The organism is Niveispirillum sp. SYP-B3756 (assembly GCF_009495745.1).
In the GTDB taxonomy this organism is placed as follows: domain Bacteria; phylum Pseudomonadota; class Alphaproteobacteria; order Azospirillales; family Azospirillaceae; genus Niveispirillum.
This window is the reverse complement of sequence record NZ_WIDQ01000002.1, coordinates 109,795-128,569: the sequence shown is the minus strand read 5'-3', so window position 1 is coordinate 128,569 and position 18,775 is coordinate 109,795. Positions and strand designations below refer to the sequence as shown.

The following is an 18,775-nucleotide window of genomic DNA, read 5'->3' as shown; positions in this document are numbered from 1 at the left end:
GGCTATGGCACGGCAACGCGGATTGCGGGCGCTGGCGCTGGCCAGCGTTTTCACCCTGCCGGCCCTGCCAGCCCTGGCGGGGCCGGAGGGCGGGTCGGTTGCCGTCGGTCAGGCCAGCATCAGCAGCAGCGGCAGCCAGACCCTGATCCAGCAGCAGAGTGACCGGGCGCTGATTGACTGGCGCTCCTTCACGGTTGGTGCCGGGGAACAGGTGAGCGTTAGCCAACCGGGCGCAAGCTCGCTGCTGGTCAACCGGGTGGGGGCCGGCAGCGGCACCCGCATCGATGGTTCGCTGACGGCCAATGGGCAGGTGGTGATCATCGATCAGGCGGGCATCATCATCGGGCGCAATGCCCGCATCGATGCCGGTGCCTTCATCGCCACCACAGCCAATATCAGCAACGCTGATTTCGCCGCCGGGCGGCTGGTCTTCGGGCAGCCGGGGGCTGCCGGGGCGGCTGTGGTGAATGAAGGCACCATCCGGGTTGCCGATGGCGGCTATGTGGCGTTGGCCGCCGCTGCGGTGGATAATAAGGGTGTGGTGCAAGCCAAGATGGGCCGGATCGTGCTGGCCGGTACGGAAAGTTTCACGCTGGACCTGCAGGGCGACGGGCTGCTGCGCTATGAATTGCCGGCGGAGATGGCGGCCCAGGTGGCCAACAGCGGCACCCTGTCGGCGCAGGGCGGTTCGGTGCTGGTGACGGCGCGGGCGGCAGCGGGGGCGGTGGCCGCCATCAATGTCGGTGGGCTGGTGCAGGCGACACGGGCGGAGGCGCGCGACGGCCGTATCTTCATCGGTGGGGACGGAGCGGATGTCAGCCTTACCGGCCAGCTGGATGCCAGTGCGGCCAGCGGGACCGGTGGCGCCATCAGCGTGACGGGGGAAAGTGTCACCCTGCAAGGTGCCACCCTGGATGCCAGCGGGGCGACGGGCGGCGGGTCCATCCGCATCGGCGGTGACTATCAGGGCAAGGGCGATCTGGCGCGGGCGGAGAATACAAGCGTCGATGCGGCCAGCCGCATCCGCGCCGATGCAACACAGGATGGGGCTGGCGGCCGGGTGATCCTGTGGGCGGATGGCCGGACGGATTTCCAGGGCAGCCTTTCCGCCAAAGGGGCGGGCCAGGGCGATGGCGGCTTTGCCGAGGTCTCGGGGAAGGACCGGCTGGATTTCGCCGGCATGGTCGACCTCTCGGCCCCGGCGGGGCTGGCCGGCACGCTGCTGCTGGACCCGGCCAACATCACCATTTCCACGGGCCCGGCCAATATTAACGGCGATGGGGTCACCGGGGATGATCTGACGGGCGCCGGCGATCTGAACAGCGCCGGCAATTTCCCCCAGGCCAACAGCACCATCACGGCCGGTGCGCTGCAGAACCTGCTGAATGCCGGCACCAGCGTGACGCTGGCGGCCGACAATGCCATTTCCATGAATACCGGGATCGCCAAATCAGCCGGCGGCAATGCCACGCTGACCCTGCGGGCCGGGGGCAACATCACGCTGGCCAACGGGGCCAATATCAGTGCCAGCGCTGGCCAGTTGGGGTTGGATTTCGCCAGCAGCGGCGGTAGCGTCACTATTCTGGGCAGCATGGCCAGCAATGGCGGCAGCATCAGCCTGTCCGGATCGTCCATCGCGCTGACGGGGGCGGTGACGGCGGGGCAATTGTCCCTGTCCAGCACGGGCAATATCAGCCAATCGGCCGCGATCACCGCCAGTTCGCTGGTGTTGCAGAATGGCTATGCCAGCCTGACCAACAGCGCCAACAGCATCGCCGCCGTTTCGGGCAGCGCCTATGGCCTGTCGCTGGTCACCAGCGGGGCCTTGAGTGTCGGCAGCTTCAGCGGCGGTGCCAGCCTGACGGCCGGCTTCCTCAGCATCGCGTCGGGGGCCAGCCTGAATGGCCGGGGCAATGCCGTCACCCTGGTCAGCGACAGCCTGGACATTGCCAGCACGGCCAGCCTGTCCAGCAGCGGCGGCAGCCTGACCATCCGGCCAGCCAGCACCAGCACCAGCATCGGCCTTGGCGGCGGGGCCGGTACGTTGAACCTGACGGCGGCCGAACTGGCGACCATCCAGTCCGGCTTTGATCAGGTGACTATCGGGCGCAGCGATGGCACGGGGGCGGTGACCATCGGCACCGCCAGCATCCGGGGCGACACCCAGATCCAGGGCGGCGACCTGTCGCTGACCGGGGCCTTGAGCCTGACGGGCGGCGGCCTGACCCTGCGGTCGGACGTGATGGATATTGCTGGCACCATCAATACCGGCCTCTATACCACCAGCCTAACCACCCGCAGCAGCAACCGTTCCGTCGAGCTGGGTAATGGCAGCACCGGTCTGGCTTTGAGTGCGGCGGAAATCGGCCGCATCACCGCCGGCAGCATCGCGGTCTCGGCCAGCGGTGGCTTGAGCGTGACTGATGCGGCGGCCCTGCAGACCCCGCTGGCCGCTGGCCGGCATGTCTCACTGACAGCTTCGGGCGGGATGCTGGTGCTGGCTTCCGGCCTGTCCATCAGCAGCAATGGCGGCTCGCTTTCCCTGTCCGGGACGGCCAGCAGCAGCGACCTTTACGGTGTGCAGCTGAGCGGGGTGCAGATCAGCACCGGCAGCGGTTCCATCAGCATCACCGGCTCCGGGCCAGTGGGCACCAGTGCGATCAGTACCAGCGGCGTGGCGCTGACTGGTGGTACCAGCCTCGCCACCAACAGCGGCAATATCACCATCACCGGCACCTCCGGCAGCGGTGCTGCCCAGCGGCATTATGGGGTGGACCTGTCGGGCAGCGGCACGAATATCAGCACCGCCAATGGTGCCATCAGCATCACCGGCACGGTACGGGCTGGGGCGGCCGGCAGCTTCAATACCGGCATCCGGGTGTTGGATGGCAGCCTGAGTGCCACCGGCAGCGGTACGATCAGCCTTGCAGGATCGGCCCAGTCCGGCAGCACCAATACCATCGGGGTTGAACTGCACGGTCAGTCCGGCACCAGCTTCGCCATCACCACCAATGGCGGCTCTGTCAGCCTGACCGGCTCCTCGGGCGGCAGCACCAGCCATGCCGAGAATATCGGTGTGATGATCCATAGCGGTTATCGGGTAACCGCCGGCGCGGGCAGCATCAGCATCACCGGTACCGGTGGGGTTGGGGGCAGCGGCATCGGCAATAGCCGCACCGCCACCCCGGACGCGCAGGTGGGGGATGCCAACCAGACCGGTGCCATCAGCCTTGCCGCCGACAGGATCGACCTGAGTAAACTCTCCCTGCGCAGCAGCGGCCGGGTGACGCTGGCCCCGCGCAGCAATGGTCAGGCGCTCACCGTCTCCGACGGTACGGATGATGGCAGCAGCCTGCACCTGACCCGGACGGAATTGGGGAATGTCTCCGCCGGTATCCTGCGGCTGGGTTCGACCAGCGGTGGCAATATCACCCTGGTGGACAACCCCGTGACGGGCACCCTGTCGGTGCTGGAACTGGCCAGTGCCGGCAGCGTCACCCAATCCACCGCGCTGGATATTGCCAGCCTGTCCCTGCTGGGCAGTGGCAGCTTCACCCTGACCAACAGCGCCAACAGCATTGCCACCCTGGCCGGCAATCTGGGCAGTGCCAGTCTGGTCAGCGATCAGGCGCTGACCATTGGCACGGTGGGGGGTGTCGCGGGGCTGACGGCCAGCGGCAACCTCACCCTCAGCGCTGCCAGCCTGACCGTGGGACAGGCCATCGCCTATACCGGATCGGCCAGCGGCAGCCTGCGGCTGAACAGCAGCGCCGATCTGGCGGTGACGGCCAATATCAGCGCCAGCGGCTTGGGTGCCCTGGCCATCACCCTGAATGCCGACAGCGGCAATGCGGGGGCCGGTGCCATCCGCATCAGCAATGCCAGCCTGTCCAGCCGGGGTGGGGCGATCATCCTGGGCGGTGGTGGTGACCCTGCAAGTGCGGCGGCGCTGGGCAATGCCGCCACCGGCATCGGCGTTGCCATTGCCAATGCCACCTTGAATGCCGGTGGCGGCAATATCGCCATCCGGGGCCAGGGGGCGGCAGCCACCACCCATGCCGGGACGGGCATCGGCATTGATCTCAACGCCGCCAGCCTGACCACCAGCGGCAGCGGCACGATCAGCCTGGACGGGCAGGGCGGGGCCGGCAACAGCCTGTCGGCCGGGCTGCGGATCGGCAATGGCTCCAGCCTCAGCAATGCCGGCGGCATCACCCTTACGGCCCGGCACCAGGGGACGGGGGAGGGGCTGCTTTTCATCAGCGATGGCACCACCGCGACCCGCATCAATGGCGGGGCGGGCACGATCAACCTGCTGGCTGACAAGATGGACCTGTCCGCCGGCAGCGGCACGGCCAGCATCAGCGGCACGGGGCAACTGTCCATCCGCCCGCTGGATAATGCCACCAGCATCGGGCTGGGCGGCGGGGCTGGTACGCTGAACCTGACAAATGCGGAACTGGCGCTGTTACAGGCGGGCTTCACCAGTATCAATATCGGTTCCACCGCCGGCACGGCAGCCGTTCAGGTCGGCACACTGTCCCTGCGCGATGATGCCAGCATCAGCACCGGCAGCACCATCCAGGTCACCGGCACCCTGTCCACCGGTATGGGCGGCGACAGCGGCAGCCTGACATTACGCGCCAGCGCCCTGACCATCGCTGGTACGGGGGCGGTCAATGTGGTGGCGGGCAATGTCACGCTCAGTGCCGATACGATGGACCTCTCGGGGCCGGTGTCGGCCAGCGGTACGGTGACGCTGACCACGACCAGTACGGGCCGGGATATCGATCTGGGGGCCGCCGGCACCGGCACGGCCCTGCAATTGTCCGACGCGGCACTGGACCGGGTGACGGCCAGTCTGCTGCGGGTGGAAACCTCCGGCAGCGGTACTATCGGTATCAGTGCTGCCGTCGGCCCGGCCAACAGCAGCACGCTTTATCTGCTGGCCGGCGGTGGGGTCAGTCAGGCGGCGGGGCTGACCATGGCCAATCTGGCTGTCACCGCTGGCGGGGCGGTGACGCTGGGCCATGCCGACAATGCCCTGGGCACCGTGGCCGTCAGCGCCAGCGGCCACGATGTCAGCCTGCGCGATGATGGCGGTTTCGCCATCGGCACGGTTAAGGGCATCAACGGGCTGAATGCCGGCAGTGGGGCCGTGCTGTTGACCAGTGCCGGCACGGTGACGCAGAGCCAGGCGATCACGGGTGGTTCCCTGCGGTTGCTGGGTGGCGGGGATTTCATTCTGGCGGCCAGCGGCAACAATATAACCATCCTGGCCGGCAGCGTGGGCAGCCTGGATTTCGCCCATGCCGGGGCATTGACCATCGGCACCGTCAATGGGACGGCCGGGATCAGTGCCAGCGGCACGGTGAAGCTGACGGCTGGCGGCAATCTGACCATCGCCAGCGGGGCCAGCGTTTCGGCCAGCGGGGCCGGTGACGCCCTGGTGCTGGCGGCCAATGGCAGCTTCAGCAACAATGGTGGGGCGACGGCCCTGTCTGTCGGCGGCGGTGGGCGCTTCCTGGTCTTCTCCACCAGCCCGCTCAGCGGGGATACGGGTGGGGTGGATGCCCTGCCGCTGTATAACCGCCTCTATGATTTCAGCGGGCGCAGCCATGCGACCATTGCCAACAGCGGCAGTCGCTTTGTTTACAGTTATGCGCCGACGCTGACCGTCACGCCGGACAGTTTCAGCCACACTTACAGCGCAGCCATCCCCACCCTGACCTACATGATCAGCGGGCTGGTGGGAAATGACACGTTGGCCCAGGCGGTCAGCGGTGCCGCCAGCCTTTCCGGCGGCAATGCCAATGCCGGCACCTATACCATCAGCGCAGCACTGGGTACCTTGGCCTCCGACCTGGGCTATCAGTTCCGCTTCCCCAGCACCGGCACGCTGACCATTAATCCCAAGGCCCTGACCTGGGCGGTGACCAATGCCAGCGGCACCTATGGCACCCTGGCCGGCAATGGCGCGGTGAGCCTGACCGGGTTGGTGGGGGAGGATGCCGTCACGGGTACGTTGGGCACGCGGGACAGTAATGGCGCCATCACCCTGTCTGCTACCACGCGCGCCGGCAGCTATACCCAATCCGTCACCGGGCTGACCGGGGCTGCTGCCGGCAATTATACGCTGGCGCTCAGTGGCAACAGCAGCGGCACCCTGACCATCGCGCCCAAGGCCCTGACCTATTCCATCAGTGCGGCCAGCGGCACCTATGGCACGCTGGCCAGCCTGGGCACGGCCAGCCTGTCCGGGCTGGTGGGCAGCGACGCCGTGTCCGGCACGGTGGCGCTCAGCAATGCCAGCCTGTCCGCCCGGCTGGGGGTCGGCACCTATGCCCAGACCGTCACCGGGCTGACCGGGGTGGATGCCGGTAATTACAGCATCGCCGCCAGCGGCAACAGCGCCGGCAATCTGGTGATCGCTGCCAAACCGCTGACCTACAGCGTGGCGGCGGCCAGCGCCACCTATGGTCAGGCCATCGCCTATGGGGCCGCCACGCTGACCGGTGTGCTGGATGGTGATGTTGTCACCGGCACGGTAGGTATGGTCGATGGCAGTTTGAGCGGGCGGCTTCCGGTCGGCACCTATGATCAGATGGTGCGGTCCCTGACAGGGACAGATGCTGCCAATTACCGGATTGCCGACAGCGGCAATGCCTATGGCCTGCTGACCATCAACCAGGCAGCGCTGACCATCACCGCCAATACCGCCAGCAAGGTCTATGGCGATGCCGATCCCAGCCTGACCTATACCAGCAGTGGCCTGCTGGAAGGGGACAGTATCACCGGCAGCCTGATCAGGGCGGGCGGGGAGAATACCGGCCGCTATGCCATCAGCCAGGGTAGCGTGACGGCGGGGGGCAATTACGCCATCACCTATACAGGCGCGGAGCTTGCCATTACCCCCGCCACGTTGACCATCACCGCCAGTGCGCGAACCAAGGAATATGGCGAGGCCGATCCCACGCTGACCTATCGGGTCAGCGGATTGAAGCGCGACGATACGACCGGCAGCGTGCTGACGGGCCGGCTTTCCCGTGTGGCGGGGGAGGATGTCGGCCGTTACACCATCCGCCAGGGCGGGCTGACGGCCAATGCCAATTACACGATCACCTATACCGGGGCGGCGCTTGCCATCACCCCGGCCCCATTAACCGTCACGGCCCTCGCCACAACCAAGGTTTACGGTGATGATACACCGGTCTTTGCCTATGGGGTCAGCGGGTTGAAGCGGGGGGATGTTACGGGCAGCGTGTTGTCTGGCCGTTTGACCCATGTGGGGGAGGATGCGGGCACCCATGCCATCACCCAGGGCAGCCTTGCAGCCAACACCAATTATACGATCAACTTTACCGGTGCGACCCTGACCATCACGCCAGCAGCACTGACGGTGACCGCCAATGCCGCCACCCGCGTTTATGGCGATGCTGATCCGGCGCTGACCTACAGCGTGTCCGGCCTGAAGCGCGGTGACGGTACGGCGGCTGTGCTCTCCGGCGCGCTGGACCGGGCGACGGGGGAGAATGTCGGCCTCTACGCCATCAGCCAGGGTAGCCTTGCCGCCAATGCCAATTATACCCTGAGCGTCAGCGGTGCGACGCTCAGCATTACGCCGGCCGCGCTGGCGGTGACGGCGGATGCCGTCAGCCGGGTTTATGGCGATGCTGATCCGGCCTTGACCTATGGTGTTGCCGGCTTGAAGCGCGGTGACAGTGCGGCGGCCGTGCTTTCCGGCGCTTTGGATCGCGCGGCGGGGGAGAATGTTGGCAATTACGCCATCAACCAGGGCAGCCTGACCTCCGACGCCAATTATACGCTGAGTGTCAGCGGCTCGACATTGACCATCACGCCGGCCGCGCTGACGGTGACGGCGGATGCCGTCAGCCGGGTTTACGGCGATGCTGATCCGGCCTTGACCTATGGTGTTGCCGGCTTGAAGCGCGGTGACAGTGCGGCGGCTGTGCTGTCCGGTGCGCTGGTGCGGGCAGCGGGGGAGAATGCCGGCAGCTACGCCATCAGCCAGGGTAGCCTTGCCGCCAACGCCAATTATACGCTGAGTGTGGATGGTGCGACCCTGACCATAACGCCGGCGGCGCTGAATGTGACGGCCAATGCCGCCAGCCGGGTTTACGGCGATGCCGACCCGACCTTGACCTATCGCGTCTCTGGCTTGAAGCGGGGTGACAGTGCGGCGGCGGTGCTCACCGGCGCTTTGGATCGCGCGGCGGGGGAGAATGTTGGCCTCTACGCCATCGACCAGGGCAGCCTGGCGTCCAACGGCAATTACACGCTGAGTGTGACGGGCTCGACGCTCAGCATCACGCCGGCGGCGCTGAGTGTGACGGCCAATGCCGTCAGTCGGGTTTACGGCGATGCCGACCCAACCTTGAGCTACAGCGCCTCCGGCCTGAAGCGCGGCGACAGTGCGGCGGCGGTCCTCTCCGGTGCCCTTGACCGGGCGGCGGGGGAGAATGTCGGCCGCTACGCCATCGGCCAGGGCAGCTTGACGGCCAATGCCAATTACACGCTGAGCGTGACGGGCGCGACGCTGAGCATCACGCCGGCGGCGCTGACGGTGACGGCCAATGCCATCAGCCGGGTTTACGGCGATGCCGATCCGGCCTTGAGCTACAGCGCCTCCGGCCTGAAGCGCGGCGACAGTGCGGCGGCCGTGCTCTCCGGCGCGCTGGACCGTGCGGCGGGGGAGAATGTTGGCAATTACGCCATCAGCCAAGGCAGCCTGACGGCCAATGCCAATTATACGCTGAGTGTCAGCGGTGCGAGCCTGCGCATTACCCCGGCGGTGCTGACCGTCACAGCCACCGGCGCCAGCCGGGTTTATGGCGACGCCGATCCGGCTTTGATCTACAGCGTCTCCGGCCTGAAGCGTGGCGACAGTGCGGCGGCGGTTCTCACCGGCGCTTTGGATCGTGCCGCGGGGGAGAATGTTGGCCTCTACGCCATTGGCCAGGGCAGCCTGACGGCCAATGCCAATTACACGCTGAGTGTCAGCGGTGCGAGCCTGCGCATCACGCCGGCGGTGCTGAATGTGACGGCGGATGCCGCCAGCCGGGTTTACGGCGATGCCGATCCGGCTTTGACCTACAGCGTCGCCGGCTTGAAGCGGGGTGACAGCGCCGCAGCGGTGCTCACTGGTGCCCTGGACCGTGCGGCGGGGGAGAATGTCGGCTTCTACGCCATCGGCCAGGGCAGCCTGACGGCCAACGCCAATTACACGCTGAGCGTCAGCGGTGCGAGTCTGCGCATTACGCCGGCGGCGCTGAATGTGACGGCCAACGCCATCAGCCGGGTTTACGGCGATGCCGACCCGGCCTTGACCTACAGCGTCTCCGGCCTGAAGCGCGGCGATAGTGCGGCAGCGGTGCTCACCGGTGCCCTGGATCGTGCGGCGGGGGAGAATGTCGGCTTCTACGCCATCGGCCAGGGCAGCCTCGCGTCCAACGCCAATTACACACTGAGCGTGACGGGCGCGACGCTGCGCATCACGCCGGCGGCGCTGAATGTGACGGCCAACGCCGTCAGCCGGGTTTACGGCGATGCCGATCCGGCCCTGACTTACAGCGTTTCCGGCCTGAAGCGCGGCGACAGCGCCACAGCGGTTCTGTCTGGCACCTTGACGCGCATGGCGGGTAGCAATGCCGGTACCTATGCCATTACCCAAGGCGGCCTGACCTCCAACGCCAATTATACCATCCGGTACCAGGGGGCGGCGCTGACCGTGACGCCGGCCCCGTTGACGGTGGCGGTGGACAATGTGAGCCGGGCAGCCGGTGCCGCCAATCCCCTCTTCACTGCCCGATATCAGGGGTTGGTGAATGGTGATGGTGTGGCCAGCCTGACAGGGCTGGTCTTTACCACCAGCGCCACGGTGGATTCCCCCGCTGGCACCTATGCCATCAAGGCCGGTGGTATCCAGGGTGGCAATTACGACATTACCTATGTTGATGGCGTATTGACCGTGACGGGGGCCGGCAGTCTGCCGGCGGCGGTCGCCAATGTGGCACCCGTCACCACCATCACCCAACTGCCGCAGACGCCCAGTGTGGCCAGCGCCACTGCCGCCTTGGCCAGCGTGGTGGCCCCCGTGGCGGGGACAACCGGCACCGTCACAACCACCAATACCGGTGTCGCCGGCAATGCGGGCAGCGGCAGCGGTGGCAATCCGCCTGCCGCCAGCATCAGCGCCGATGCCGCCCTGGCGGCCACAACCCAGGTGGTCCAGTCGGCTTCTGGTTCTACGGCGGATGAGGATTCCAAGACGGAGGAGATGATCCCCGGTCTGTTGGGCCAGCAGCGCCGCCTGCCCTCGGAGGCACCGGAGGGCACCCCCGGCCTGGAACAGCAATTCCCCAACCTGGGGAGGGTATGGTGAGCGTCTGGAAGGCAGGGATCGCGGCCCTGGCCCTGCTGGCGCTGGGCGGCTGTGGCGGGCAGGTGGGTAAACCGGATGCTGCTGATGTTACGGCCAGGACCGGCGTGCCCTTGCCGTTTGGCACCAATACCATCGGGGAGGAGTGCCGCGCCATCCCGGCCGCCGCCGATGGTGGAACCCGCCCGTTCAGCCTGTTCTGCGGGGCCTGGGAACAGGCCAGCGGTTCCATTGCCGTCACCGGCCTTTACGATCCGTTGCCTGACGAACCATCCGCCCGGCTGCGCCAACTGGCGGTGGAGGGCGGGCGCACCGGCTGGGCCGGGTCGCTGGCCCAACGCGCCAATTGCCAGCCGGCCCAGCCCATCGCCCTGGCCGATGGCAGCAGCGCCCTGCTGGCCAATTGCCAGTTGCGCGAAGGCGGCTGGCCCTGGGTGGGCATCACCCTGGCGCGCGGCAAACAGCTTTATCAGGCTGATGGTATCCCTGCCGTGGCCGATCTGCTGCTGGGCATGGCCGACCGGCTGGAAGGCAAGGGGGGCGAAGCCCCGACTGCCCGGATGCAGGATATCCAGGCGGCCCTGCGGGCAGCCCTGGGCGATGATGCGCTGCGCTTCGGGCGTGGCGATCTGAATGATTTCGAGCGGTTGAGCGAGTTGGGCCGGCTTTCCAACAGTGTGGAGGATTATGCCGCCGCCGAGGAAGCCTATCGCCGCGCGCTCGCCATCCAGACCCGTGCCTTGGGCGATGACAGCCCCGGTGCCGGCGACACGCTGATGGCGCTGGCGCTGGAGGTCAGCAACCAGGGAAGGGGGGAGGAGGCCGACGGCCTGTTCCGCCGCGCCGACCGGCTGTTACAGCAATCCTTCGACAAGGCCGCCCGCGCCCGGCTGGCCAGCTATATGGCTTTCCATGCTGCCAATAACGGGGAGGAAAAGCGCGCACTCAGCCTCAGCCGTGATGCCAGCGCCACCCGCCGCGCCCTGGTGGATGATCTGGAAGATGCCGCCGGTGGTGGGGCGAACCGCGCCGTACTGGGCAGTCTGGCCGCCGCGCGTGGTGACCTGATCCATTCGCTGCTGCTGGAGGCCACCGTCTCCCTGCGGCTGAAACAATATGGGCTGGCGGAGGCGGCCACGGCAGAGGCTGACCGGCTATATCAGCGCACGCGCGGCCTGCCGCCCTGGTGGAACGCCCGCATCCTGGGCATCCATGGTCTGGCCCTGGCCGGGCGTGGCGATGTGGCGGGCGGGGCGGCGCTGCTGTCCAAGGCGGTGGCGTCGAACCGGCAATTGTTCGGCCAGGGTTGGCCCGTGGCCTCGGCCATGCTGGAACTGGGCCGGGTCTATGCCCAGGCGGGCCAGGACGCAGCGGCGGCCAGCATCTACCGCGAGGGGCTGGCCATGCTGAGCGATCTGCCCGGCGGCGCGCCGCTGCCGCTGGATCGCATCATGCCCTATCTGGCGGTGCTGGACCGGCTGGCAGCGGCGGACCCCGCCGCCCGCCCGACCCTGAATGCAGAGATGTTCCTGGCTGTGCAGCAGGTGCGTGAAGGGGTGGTGGGGCAGACCATTACCCGTGCAGCCACCCGCTTTGCCACCACTGATCCCGCCGTGGCCGATCTGGTGCGCCAGCAGCAGGATGCCGTGCGCGATCGTGACCGGTTGCGGATTGAGGCGGCGGCGGAAACCGCCAAGCCGGATAGTCAGCGTGACCGGGCACGCGAAGCAACCCTGTTGAAGCAGTTGGAAGCGGCAGCAACATCGGCCCAGGCGCTGGAACGCCAGCTGCAGGCGGCCTTCCCCAATTATGCCCGCCTGTCGCGTGCGGCACCGGTGGCCCCGGCTGATTTGTCCGCCCTGCTGCGGGCGGATGAGGCGGTGATCTATCACGTGTTCGGCAGCGAGGGCGGATTCGGCTTCGTGGTGCGACGGGACGGGGTGACGGCCTTTCCGGTTTCCCTCTCCCGTTCGGCGCTGGAAGAACGGGTGGCCAGCCTGCGCCGGGGCCTGACCCCGCGGGCCGGGGCGCTGCCGCCGTTTGATCTGGCGCTGGCCCATGATCTTTATCGTCGCTTGTTGGGGCCGGCGGAAGCGGTCTTGCAGGGGGCCCAATCACTGGTCTTCGTGCCCACTGCGGCCCTGCTCAGCCTGCCGCCGGCTTTGCTGGTGTCGGCACCGGGTGATGCAGGGGATTATGCCGGGGCAGCCTGGCTGATCCGGGACCGGTCGGTCTCCGTGGTGCCTTCCATCCCGGCCCTGGTGGCGCTGGAACGGCTGGCGGCGCGTCCGGCAGCCCCCAAGCCCTTTATCGGTTTCGCCGCCCCGCCCTTCCAGGGGACCAAGGGGGGCAATGGCATGGCCGCCCTGGCCCAGAGCTGCCGCACCGATGCGGTGATGGACCCGGCCCTGCTGCGCGCGCTCGCCCCCTTGCCGGAAACGGCGGATGAGGTGCGGCAAGTGGGGACTAAACTCGGGGCAGTCCCGGCCGATATCCTGACCGGGGCCGCCGTCACCAAGGCGGCGGTGCGCGAACGCGGATTGGGCGATTATCGGGTGATTTACTTCGCCACCCACGGGCTGTTGCCCGGCGAACTGCGCTGCCAGACCCAGCCGGGTCTGGCCCTGGCCCCGCCGGCCAGCCGCCCGGCCAGTGCCGCCGATGATGGCTTGCTGACAGCATCCGATATTGCCTTGCTGCGCCTGAAGGCCGATCTTGTGGTGCTGTCGGCCTGCAACACGGCGGGCGGCGATGCCAGATTGGGCGGCGAGGCCCTGTCCGGTCTGGCGGAATCCTTCTTCTTTGCCGGGGCCCGGTCGCTGCTGGTCACGCACTGGCAGGTGCCTTCCCTGCCCACCGTGCGGCTGATGACGGGTCTGTTTGACCGGGCGGCGGCGCAGGGGGATTTGGCCGGCGCCCTGGCCGCCGCCCAACGCGCCATGGCGGCCCAGCCGGCCAGCGCCCACCCGTTCAACTGGGCGGCCTTCACCCTGGTGGGGGCCGCCGGTCCCGCCCAAGCTGCCGGAGAATGATGATGCTGCACCGTCTTTCCGCCGCCCTTGCCGCCCTGCTGCTGGTGCCCGCCGCCCTGGCGGGTTCGCTGGTGCTGGTGGAAGCGCGCGGGGTGGCCATGGCACCCGGCACCCAGGTGCCGGATGACAAGCCCCTCACCCTGCCCGACGGTGCGCAGATGGTGCTGATTGCCGAAGATGGTAGCCAGATCACCCTGCGCGGACCCTTCTCCGGCATTCCCGCCAAGGAAGCCGGCAGCCAGGGCGGAACAGTCCAGGCCCTGGCGGACCTGATGGGCGCGCGGGCCACCGATACCAGTGCGCTGGGTGCCGCGCGGGATGCCGGCCAGCCGCCCCCTCTGCCGGAACCCTGGCTGATTGATGCCGGTGCTTCCGGTTCCGGCTGTCTGCGGCCGGGTCACACCCTGGTTCTGTGGCGGGCGGCCGCACAGAAGCGGCAGAAGCTGACCCTGATGCCGGCTGACCGCAGCTGGACCGCCAATGCCACCTGGCCGGCAGGGGAGCAGCGGCTGGCCCTGCCCGACCTGCCGGTGCAGGAAGGCGCCACCTTCCTGCTGGAGCTGGATGGCAATGCGGCGGCCATCACCTTCCACCATCTGCCTGATGCTGTGACGGCAAGGAAGATGGTGGGCGGCTGGCTGCTGGCACGGGGCTGCGACCGGCAGGCGCACGCCCTGTTGAAGGGTTGATCTTGCTGACACGGGGATGGCGTGCCAATTGACGGGCCGAGGATGGGATGATCCCCGCATGGGATCGGGAAAGGGTTGATGCGATGTCGGGCGGGATTTTGAATCGTAAGTTCGTGGCCACGGGCAAGCAGATCTTCGCCACGGGTGACCGGGGCGAACATATGTATCTGGTGCAGTCGGGCCGCGTTCGCCTCTGGCGGGGGGAACCGGAACATCCGGTGGTATTGGCGGAGGTGGGGCCGAACTGCCTGTTCGGTGAGATGGCCCTGATCGACGACGGCACCCGGTCCGCCTCGGCCACGGCGATTGAGGATACGGTGCTGATCATCATTTCCGGGGAGAAGGTGCGGGCCCGGCTGGCCGATGCTGACCCGTTTGTTGCCTCCATTGTCCGCATCCTGGCCCGCAACCTGCGCGCCTCCAACAGCCAGTTGGAAGATATGATGAGCCAGATGCTGGCCGTCACCGCCATCAAATCCCGCGAGATCAGCCCCAATGAGGATGTTGCCATGCTGGCGGAAGCCGATGAGGAGACGGCAGGGTAAGGTCACCCCACCCGCCGGCACGACCCCCGCACCACCAGCCGCGTCGGGATGATGGTCTGGTCGATGGGGCGGTCTTCCATCAGGCGCAGCAGGTTTTCCACCAGCAGCCGGCCGGCGGCCTCGGTATCCTGCCGGACGGTGGTTAAGGGTGGGTTGGTGTAAAGGGCGGCCTGGATATCGTCGAAACCGACGATGGACAGGTCACCCGGTACCGTCAGGCCCCGGTCACGGGCGCCATGCAGGGCGCCGATGGCCAGCAGGTCGCAGGCGGCGAAAATCGCATCCAGCGGGCGGCCCCGGTCCAGCAGCGCCAGGGCGGCGCGGTGGCCGTCCTGTTCCGATGCCTCCGCATCCAGGTGCAGGGCAGGGTCGGCGCTCAGGCCCGCCTGTTCCAGCGCCAGCAGATAGCCCCGGTGCCGGTCGCGGAATTCCGGGCAATTCTCTGAAATATCCCCGATGAAGCCGATATGCCGCCTGCCGGCGGCGATCAGGTGGGCCACCGCCTCCCGTGCGCCCTGCACATTGTCCGACCCGATGAAATGGCCCGGCTGTCCCGGCAGTACCGGGCCCCAGGTGATATGCGGTATCCCCGCCTCGTCCAGCCGGGCGATGCGGGCGATATAGCTGGGGTAATCGCCATAGCCCAGAAAGATGATGCCGTCGGCGCGTTTGGAGGCGGCATAATCGGCATTGCCCTCCCCGCTCTGCTGCTGGAAGGAAACCAGCAGATCATAGCCATGGCGTGCGGCGGCACGGGTGACGCTGGACAGCATGGCCAGGAAGAACGGGTTGATCAGGCTGTCGGACGTGCCGGGATCTTCATAGATCAGCAGCGCCAGCGTGTTGGTCTTCTGTGAACGCAGGTTGCGCGCATTCACATCGACCTTGTAATTCAACTGTCTTGCCGCGCGCTCCACCTTCAGCCTGGTATCCTCGCTGACCATGCTGTCATGGCGCAGCGCGCGGGAGACGGTGGACTGGGACACCCCCGCCAGTTCGGCAATATCAAATGATGTTGGCCGTTTTGCCCGCATTGTGCTTCCGGCGCTGGGTTGCTGACCGGCGGCAGGATAGCGGACGGGTGCCCAGGCTGGCAATTCTCCCCATGCGCGATCCATCAGCGGAAATTCCAGACAATCACCGCCGTCAGGGCCAGCAGGGCCGCCGCCAGCACCCGGTAATTGCGCCAGAAGGGTTCGGCGGCCAGCCGGGCGCTCTCCTCCCGATAAAAGGCGGGCGTCCAGATCATGCCCTCGCTCTTGGTGACGAGGTCCGGGGCGGTCGCCAGACTGCCCACCACCAGGGCCAGCGCGCAGGCCAGGAACAGCAGGGGCGCGATATAAAGGAAATGGATCGTGAACAGCCCCTTTACCGGCACGGCCAGGAACAGGGCGATGCCGGCCACCACACCGGTGGCGATGCAGGCAATGGCGCCGGCGGCATTGGCCCGGCGCCAGAACAACCCCACCAGATAGAGCGCCATCACCGGCGGTACGGCATAGGCGATGATGATCTGCAGATATTGCCAGAGCGAGCCGAACCGTTCGATCTGCGGCGCCCACAGTACCGAAGCCAGAGCCATCGCCAGCGTCACCACCCGCCCGATGCGCACCAGCGCCCGGTTGGACAGGGTGGGCCAGCGGCGCAGCACGAAATCCATGGTGAACAGGGTTGAGGCGGAATTATAGGTGGACGCGATGGAGGACATCAGCGCCGCCATGAACCCCGCCACCGCAATGCCGGCCAGCCCCGCCGGCAACAGGTTCAGCAGCAGGGTCGGATACACCATGTCCGGGCTTTCCAGGCTGGGATAGAGCAGGATGGCTGCCGTGCCCGGCAGCACCATCAAGAACAGCACCGGCAGTTTCAGCAAACCGGCGAACAGGCTGCCCCAGCGGCCATGATTTTCATCCTTGGCGGTCAGCACCCGCTGCACCATGAACTGGTTGGTACACCAGAAGTAAAAGCCCAGCAGTGGCACCCCGGTCAACAGGCCCAGCCAGGGCAGGGTGGGATCATCCAGCGGGCGGATCAGCGACAGCTTGGCCGGATCGACCGCCGCCATCACCCGGTCCCAGCCGCCGGCGGCGGCAAAGGTCTTCAGCGCGATGATCATGGCGGCCCCCAGCAGCAGCAGCGCCTGGATCACCTCTGTATAGATCACCGCCCGCAGGCCGCCGGCGATGGTGTAGATACCCGCCGACAGGGCCAGCCCGATGACGATCTGCCACAAGGGCACATCGGGCAGCAGCAGCTTGAACAGCAAGGCCCCGCCATAAAGCGCGCTGGACGTATCGACAACGATATTGAGGAACAGGGTCAGGCCGGAGAAATAGAGCCGGGCCGTGCCATTATACCGCCGCTCCAGATATTCCGGCAGCGTATAGACGCGGGAGCGCAGCAGGAAGGGCAGGAAGAAGATGCTGAAAAACACCAGCACCACCGCCGCCATCCATTCATAATTATAGACGGAAATGCCGGCGCCATAGGCGGCACCCGCCAGCCCGATCAGGGTGGTGGAGGAAATGTTGGAGGCCAGCAGCGCCAAGCCGATCACCGGCCAGGTGCAGCCGCGAGAGGCGAGGAAGAAATCCTCCGTCGTCGCCCGCCGCCGTGTCAGCAGCAGGCCGAACGCGATGATGGCGGTCAGATAGGCGGCGATGACGGCATAATCCAGCGTTGCCAGACCGTTGATGGGCGGCATCCTCTCCCCCTTGGACCTTCATTACCGGCGGCTTGTCAGATGCCACCCTTGCTGCCATCTGACAGGGCTTTGCCCCGGTACCCAAGAAGAATTCGTATGCAGTGGCTCAGCCGCGCACCACCGACAGGCCGGGCACGGCGATGCGGATATTGTCGCGGCCGGCATGTTTGGCGGCGTAGAGCGCCTGATCGGCCCGTTCCAGCAAGTCGCGCTCGTCCCGGTCATCATGCTGCCAGGCGGCCACGCCGATGCTGGCGGTGATGCGCACAGGGCGCCCATCCGGGGCGAAGACCACCAGATCTGCCAGGGTGGCGCGCAGCCGTTCCGCCACGGTGACGCCCGTGCCGATATCGCTGTCCGGCAGCAGCACGGCAAATTCCTCCCCACCGACGCGGGCGGCCAGATCGCTGGGGCGTAGCGACGTGGCCATCCGTTCCGCCGCCTCCATCAGCACCAGATCGCCGGTCGCATGGCCATAGGTGTCATTGACCTGTTTGAAATAATCCAGGTCCAGCACCACCAGGACACCTGCCGCACCATAACGGCGATGCTGGGCCAGATCCTGGCGCAGCCTTTCCTGGAACTGCCGCCGGTTGGCCAGCCCGGTCAGCGGGTCGAGGGCGGCCAGGCGCGACAGCCTTTCATTGGCGGCCAGCAGTTCCGCCCGCGTCTGCGTCAAGGCGGCGGCTTGGGCCTTGCTGCGCCGGGCAATCCCCCGGTTTCGCCGTACCAACCGCCATTCCGACAGCAGCGTGTTGTTCACCATCAACACGCCCACCCACATGACCAATATGTAAAGCAGGGAGAAGAAGGCCATGACGGCGGCAGTCGGCCCGTCGAAAATGCTCAGCGCGAACAGGGCGTGGCTGGTGGCGATCGGCCCCACCAGCGCCAAAAGCGCCATCGGCATGGCGCCCAGATTATGTGAGGCAGCGGCCGAAATGCCGGTGGGCACCAGATAAATCAGGCTGACCACCATCACACTGGCTCCATCCCGGGGCAGCCAGGGCAGGACGCCCCACAGGAGGCCGGTCAGCAGGAAATTCCACAGATTACTCCGCTGCCAGCAGCCCACCGCCGCGCGATCCGTCGTTTGTGGCAACAATCCCCGTGCCGTGACGATCCGGTACAGGGAGACCAGCCAGATCGCCGCCGCCCAGGAAAGCAGGGCGATCAGGTGCAGCGACTGCGCCAATGCCAATATCAGGGCACTGGCGACGGTCACCTGGGTCAGCCCGCCGGCAATTTGGGAGCGTGCGCACATAGCAATAGCACTGGGCGACTTCGACCGTATGTCAAGCCGTCCCATCAATCGCCGATACTTGCCGTGCAGCAGCATTCACACTCACCAGTTTTAAGAAATCCATTAACGTGTTTACATCGTCAACCGGATTTCACCAGAATTA

Annotated in this window: 7 protein-coding genes; 4 read left to right on the top strand and 3 right to left on the bottom strand. The window is 66.9% G+C overall.

What is annotated here, in order from left to right; all coding sequences use genetic code 11:
* Positions 1 to 4 precede the first annotated feature (4 nt).
* The 4 genes from GE253_RS04525 (at position 5) to GE253_RS04510 (ending at position 14,665) form a co-directional block, all read left to right on the top strand.
* Positions 5 to 10,402 carry an MBG domain-containing protein gene (locus GE253_RS04525; RefSeq protein ID WP_173012493.1) on the top strand — a complete coding sequence of 3,466 codons (10,398 nt, stop codon included), beginning with the start codon at positions 5 to 7 and terminating at the stop codon, positions 10,400 to 10,402.
* On the top strand, positions 10,396 to 13,431 hold the full coding sequence (locus tag GE253_RS04520) for a CHAT domain-containing protein (RefSeq protein WP_153202957.1): 3,036 nt from the start codon (positions 10,396 to 10,398) through the stop codon (positions 13,429 to 13,431). The genes GE253_RS04525 and GE253_RS04520 overlap by 7 nt, the downstream gene beginning before the upstream one ends.
* Positions 13,428 to 14,120, top strand: a complete 693-nt coding sequence (locus GE253_RS04515) for a hypothetical protein (RefSeq protein WP_153202956.1) — start codon at positions 13,428 to 13,430, stop codon at positions 14,118 to 14,120. The genes GE253_RS04520 and GE253_RS04515 overlap by 4 nt, the downstream gene beginning before the upstream one ends.
* An 83-nt stretch (positions 14,121 to 14,203) precedes the next feature.
* Positions 14,204 to 14,665: a cyclic nucleotide-binding domain-containing protein gene (locus tag GE253_RS04510; RefSeq protein ID WP_173012492.1), complete on the top strand. Its 462-nt coding sequence runs from the start codon at positions 14,204 to 14,206 to the stop codon at positions 14,663 to 14,665.
* 2 nt (positions 14,666 to 14,667) lie between these two features.
* On the opposite strand, the gene GE253_RS04505 is transcribed toward GE253_RS04510, so the two are convergent.
* From GE253_RS04505 to GE253_RS04495, 3 genes are all read right to left on the bottom strand, one after another.
* Positions 14,668 to 15,699, bottom strand: a complete 1,032-nt coding sequence (locus GE253_RS04505; RefSeq protein WP_153202954.1) for a LacI family DNA-binding transcriptional regulator — start codon at positions 15,697 to 15,699, stop codon at positions 14,668 to 14,670.
* 83 nt (positions 15,700 to 15,782) lie between these two features.
* The gene (locus tag GE253_RS04500; RefSeq protein ID WP_153202953.1) at positions 15,783 to 17,369 is read right to left on the bottom strand and encodes a sodium:solute symporter; all 1,587 of its coding nucleotides are present in this window, start codon (positions 17,367 to 17,369) and stop codon (positions 15,783 to 15,785) included.
* Positions 17,370 to 17,475: 106 nt separating this feature from the next.
* Positions 17,476 to 18,633, bottom strand: a complete 1,158-nt coding sequence (locus tag GE253_RS04495) for a GGDEF domain-containing protein (protein ID WP_173012491.1) — start codon at positions 18,631 to 18,633, stop codon at positions 17,476 to 17,478.
* Between the last annotated feature and the right edge of the window lie 142 nt (positions 18,634 to 18,775).